This is a genomic window from Flavobacterium sp. (assembly GCF_003525665.1).
In the GTDB taxonomy this organism is placed as follows: Bacteria; Bacteroidota; Bacteroidia; order Flavobacteriales; family Flavobacteriaceae; genus Flavobacterium.
Genome location: NZ_DQDX01000052.1, coordinates 1 through 3,813, shown reverse-complemented (window position 1 = coordinate 3,813; position 3,813 = coordinate 1). Strand labels below are relative to the sequence as shown.

At 32.7% G+C, this 3,813-nt stretch carries 6 protein-coding genes; 5 read left to right on the top strand and 1 reads right to left on the bottom strand.

Annotated features, from left to right (window positions below; translation table 11 throughout):
- A partial coding sequence (locus tag DIU01_RS03730) for a DEAD/DEAH box helicase (RefSeq protein WP_290831905.1) occupies positions 1-475 on the bottom strand: 475 nt, incomplete at its 3' end.
- 86 nt (positions 476-561) lie between these two features.
- On the opposite strand from DIU01_RS03730, the gene DIU01_RS03725 reads away from it, so the two are divergent.
- From DIU01_RS03725 to DIU01_RS03705, 5 genes are all read left to right on the top strand, one after another.
- Positions 562-1,527, top strand: coding sequence for an SIS domain-containing protein (locus DIU01_RS03725; protein ID WP_290831904.1), 966 nt, complete (start codon positions 562-564; stop codon positions 1,525-1,527).
- The gene (gene tatC, locus DIU01_RS03720; RefSeq protein ID WP_290831903.1) at positions 1,527-2,348 is read left to right on the top strand and encodes a twin-arginine translocase subunit TatC; all 822 of its coding nucleotides are present in this window, start codon (positions 1,527-1,529) and stop codon (positions 2,346-2,348) included. The genes DIU01_RS03725 and tatC overlap by 1 nt, the downstream gene beginning before the upstream one ends.
- On the top strand, positions 2,332-2,682 hold the full coding sequence (locus tag DIU01_RS03715; protein WP_290831902.1) for a carboxymuconolactone decarboxylase family protein: 351 nt from the start codon (positions 2,332-2,334) through the stop codon (positions 2,680-2,682). Before tatC ends, DIU01_RS03715 begins: the two co-directional genes overlap by 17 nt.
- A 148-nt stretch (positions 2,683-2,830) precedes the next feature.
- A complete protein-coding gene (lptB, locus tag DIU01_RS03710) occupies positions 2,831-3,598 on the top strand; it encodes an LPS export ABC transporter ATP-binding protein (protein ID WP_290831901.1) in 768 nt (255 codons plus the stop codon).
- Between the two features lie 16 nt (positions 3,599-3,614).
- Positions 3,615-3,813 (top strand): nucleotidyltransferase domain-containing protein (locus tag DIU01_RS03705; RefSeq protein ID WP_290831900.1); only part of this gene is annotated, 199 nt, incomplete at its 3' end.

Genomic DNA, 3,813 nt, shown 5'->3' with positions numbered 1-3,813 from the left:
CTGGTCTAAAATCGTGTCCCCATTCTGAAATACAATGCGCTTCATCGATTGCGACAAACGAAATTTTAACGCTTTGAAGAAATTCTACATATTCATCTTTGGTTAATGATTCGGGCGCAACATATAATAATTTAGTAATTCCAGAAACGATGTCTTTTTTAACCTGATTAATTTCGGTTTTTGTTAAAGACGAATTTAATACGTGAGCAACTCCATCATTTGTGGAAACACTTCTAATAGCATCAACTTGATTTTTCATCAATGCAATTAACGGAGAAACAACAATTGCTGTTCCTTCTTGAACTAAAGAAGGTAATTGGTAACACAATGATTTTCCGCCACCTGTGGGCATAATCACAAAAGTATTTTCTTTTGCTAAAATACTTTTTATAACGCGTTCCTGTAAACCTTTGAATTGGCTAAAGCCAAAATATTTTTTTAATTCTTTGTGTATGTCAATTTCGTTTGAATTCATTCTGACTTAATGGGATTTTTACATAAATTTGCAACCATAAATATACGAATTTCTTTTATTCACACAAATTTTATAACAAAACAATTTTGATAACAAGAGAAAATATAATAACTGCAGCTAAAAAAACGATAGTCTCTGAAAGCCAATCCATTGCAAAACTGACTGATTTTATTGATGATGTCTTTGTAAATGCCGTTCAAGAAATATACAATTCTAAAGGTAGATTAATTGTAACCGGAATTGGAAAAAGTGCCATTATCGCTCAAAAAATAGTTGCTACTTTAAATTCAACCGGAACGCCTTCGATGTTTTTACATGCTTCTGAAGCAATTCATGGCGATTTAGGAATGGTTCAAGATGGCGATGCTGTAATTTGCATTTCTAAAAGTGGAAATAGTCCAGAGATTAAAGTTTTGGTTCCGTTATTAAAACGATTCGGAAATAAATTAATTGCCATTACAGGAAATGTTACTTCATTTTTAGGCAAAGAAGCGCATTATACTTTAAATACGTATGTAGAAAGTGAAGCTTGCAGAAATAATTTAGCACCAACAAACAGTACAACAGCGCAATTAGTTATGGGCGATGCCATTGCAGTTTGCCTTATGGAAATGCGCGATTTCAAACCCGAAGATTTTGCTAAATACCATCCTGGTGGCGCATTGGGTAAAAAATTATTGTTGCGTGTTCAAGACATGCTCGATGCTACAAGAAAACCATTTGTAAATCCGGATTCTAGTATAAAAAATGTTATTGTTGAAATTTCTGAAAAACGACTTGGTGTTGCAGCAGTTATTGAAAATGATAAAGTGGTCGGAATTATTACCGATGGTGACATTAGAAGAATGTTGAATAAAACTGAAACCATTACGGGTTTGGTTGCCAAAGATATTATGACCGTTCATCCTAAAACAATAAAATCGACTGATATGGTTGTTGATGCGCTAAATATTCTTGAAGATTTTTCGATAACACAATTGGTTGTTGTGGATAATGGCGAATATAAAGGAGTAATTCATTTGCACGATATTTTAAAAGAAGGAATAGTATAATGACAGAAAAAACAATAAAAGAAATGTCATTTTTAGACCATCTTGAAGAATTGAGATGGGTTTTAGTGCGCTGCTCGGCAGGAATTTTGGTAATGGGAATTGTTGCTTACTTCTTTGCTGATTCTATTTTTGACACCATCATCTTCGGTCCAACTAAAACCGATTTTGTTACCTATCGATTTTTTTGTGATGCATCCAATTATTTAGGATTTGCCGAAAACATTTGTGTTACCGAACTACCATTCAAGATCATAAACACGCAGATGGAAGGACAAGTAAATATATTTGTTTGGATCTGTATTATGGCAGGTTTCATTATGGCTTTTCCGTATATTTTGTGGCAATTCTGGAAATTTATTAGTCCGGCTTTGTATGAAAAAGAGAAAAAAAACGCGACATTATTCATAACTGTCGCTTCTATATTATTTTTTCTTGGAGTTACTTTTGGTTACTTTGTCATCGTTCCAATGTCGGTAAATTTCCTTGCAACCTTTCATATCAGTAGCGTTGTAGAAAATAATTTCACAATCGATTCCTATATAAGTATGGTAAAAACATCAGTGATTGCCTGCGGATTGTTTTTCGAATTACCTATTATCATTTATTTTCTTACCAAATTAGGATTAGTTACACCAACATTTTTAAGAAATAATAGAAAATACACTATTGTAATCGTTTTAATTGTAGCCGCAATTATAACGCCACCCGATGTTGTAAGTCAGATTACAGTATCCATTCCAATGTTAATAATTTACGAAGCCAGTATTTTTATATCGGCCATAGTAGTAAAAAATAAATTAAAAAATGAGCCAGCAAGTTAAAGAATTCAACGAATATCGTTCTAAAATGAACGAAAAATTATTAGCAGATAACAATAAAATTGTAAAACGTATCTTCAATTTAGATACTAATGCCTATGCCGAAGGTGCGCTTGATGTAAAAACCAAAGAGCTTTTAGGATTAGTTGCTTCAACTGTTTTACGTTGTGATGATTGCGTAAAATACCATTTAGAAACTTCGTACAAAGAAGGTGTTACTAAAGAAGAAATGATGGAAGCTATGGGAATTGCAACTCTTGTTGGAGGAACAATTGTGATTCCGCATTTAAGAAGAGCTTACGAGTTTTGGGAAGAATTAGAAGAAGGTGCTGAGTAATCAGATTTCAGTTGGCAGATTCCAAAATTGCAACTAAAGTATTGTTAATTATTACGTAGATAAAAACGTTTATTTGTTTATTTGTGATGGTATTCAATTCGATACAATACTTTTAAACTCATAAACTTCTAAACTCATAAACTAAAACATGAAATTAAGAGCCGAAAATTTAGTTAAAACCTACAAAGGAAGAAGCGTTGTAAAAGGCATTTCTGTAGAAGTAAATCAAGGAGAAATCGTTGGATTACTTGGTCCAAATGGTGCCGGAAAAACAACTTCGTTCTATATGATTGTAGGATTGGTAAAACCAAATTCGGGAAATATTTTTCTTGATGACATGAATATTACCGATTATCCGATGTACAAACGTGCTCAAAACGGCATTGGATATTTGGCTCAAGAAGCATCCGTTTTTAGAAAATTGAGTATTGAAGATAACATTTTAAGTGTTTTGCAACTAACCAAATTATCTAAAGCTGAACAAGAAGCTAAGATGGAAAGTTTAATACACGAATTCGGATTGGAACACATTAGAACCAATCGTGGTGATTTACTTTCTGGTGGTGAACGAAGAAGAACTGAAATCGCTCGTGCGCTTGCAACCGATCCAAAATTTATTTTACTAGACGAACCTTTTGCCGGAGTTGACCCAGTGGCAGTTGAAGATATTCAGCGAATTGTTGCTCAACTAAAAAACAAGAACATCGGAATCTTGATTACCGATCACAACGTTCAAGAAACTTTAGCCATCACCGATAAAACCTACTTAATGTTTGAAGGTGGAATTCTAAAGGCTGGAAAACCAGAAGAATTAGTAGAAGACGAAATGGTAAGAAGAGTTTATTTGGGTCAGAACTTTGAACTTCGTAAAACCAAAATCGATTTTAACGTACCAAAAGTAGATTTAGATTTATAAATTGCTATATTTGATTATGTTTTCTATAGACCAACATAAAAAAATGATTGATTTGCTTTGTGAAACACACAAGGTTGATAAACTATATTTATTTGGTTCGGCTACAAATGAAACATTTAATAACGAAAGTGATATTGACTTATTAGTAAAATTTAAATCGTTTGACTTAAAAGATTATTTTATAAATTATTTAGATTTAAAAGCTGTCTCTTATA

Coding starts and splice junctions, on each gene's coding strand:
- lptB (WP_290831901.1), top strand. CDS start 2,831: ATGAAATTAAGAGCCGAAAATTTAGTTAAAACCTACAAAGGAAGAAGC.
- tatC (WP_290831903.1), top strand. CDS start 1,527: ATGACAGAAAAAACAATAAAAGAAATGTCATTTTTAGACCATCTTGAA.
- DIU01_RS03715 (WP_290831902.1), top strand. CDS start 2,332: ATGAGCCAGCAAGTTAAAGAATTCAACGAATATCGTTCTAAAATGAAC.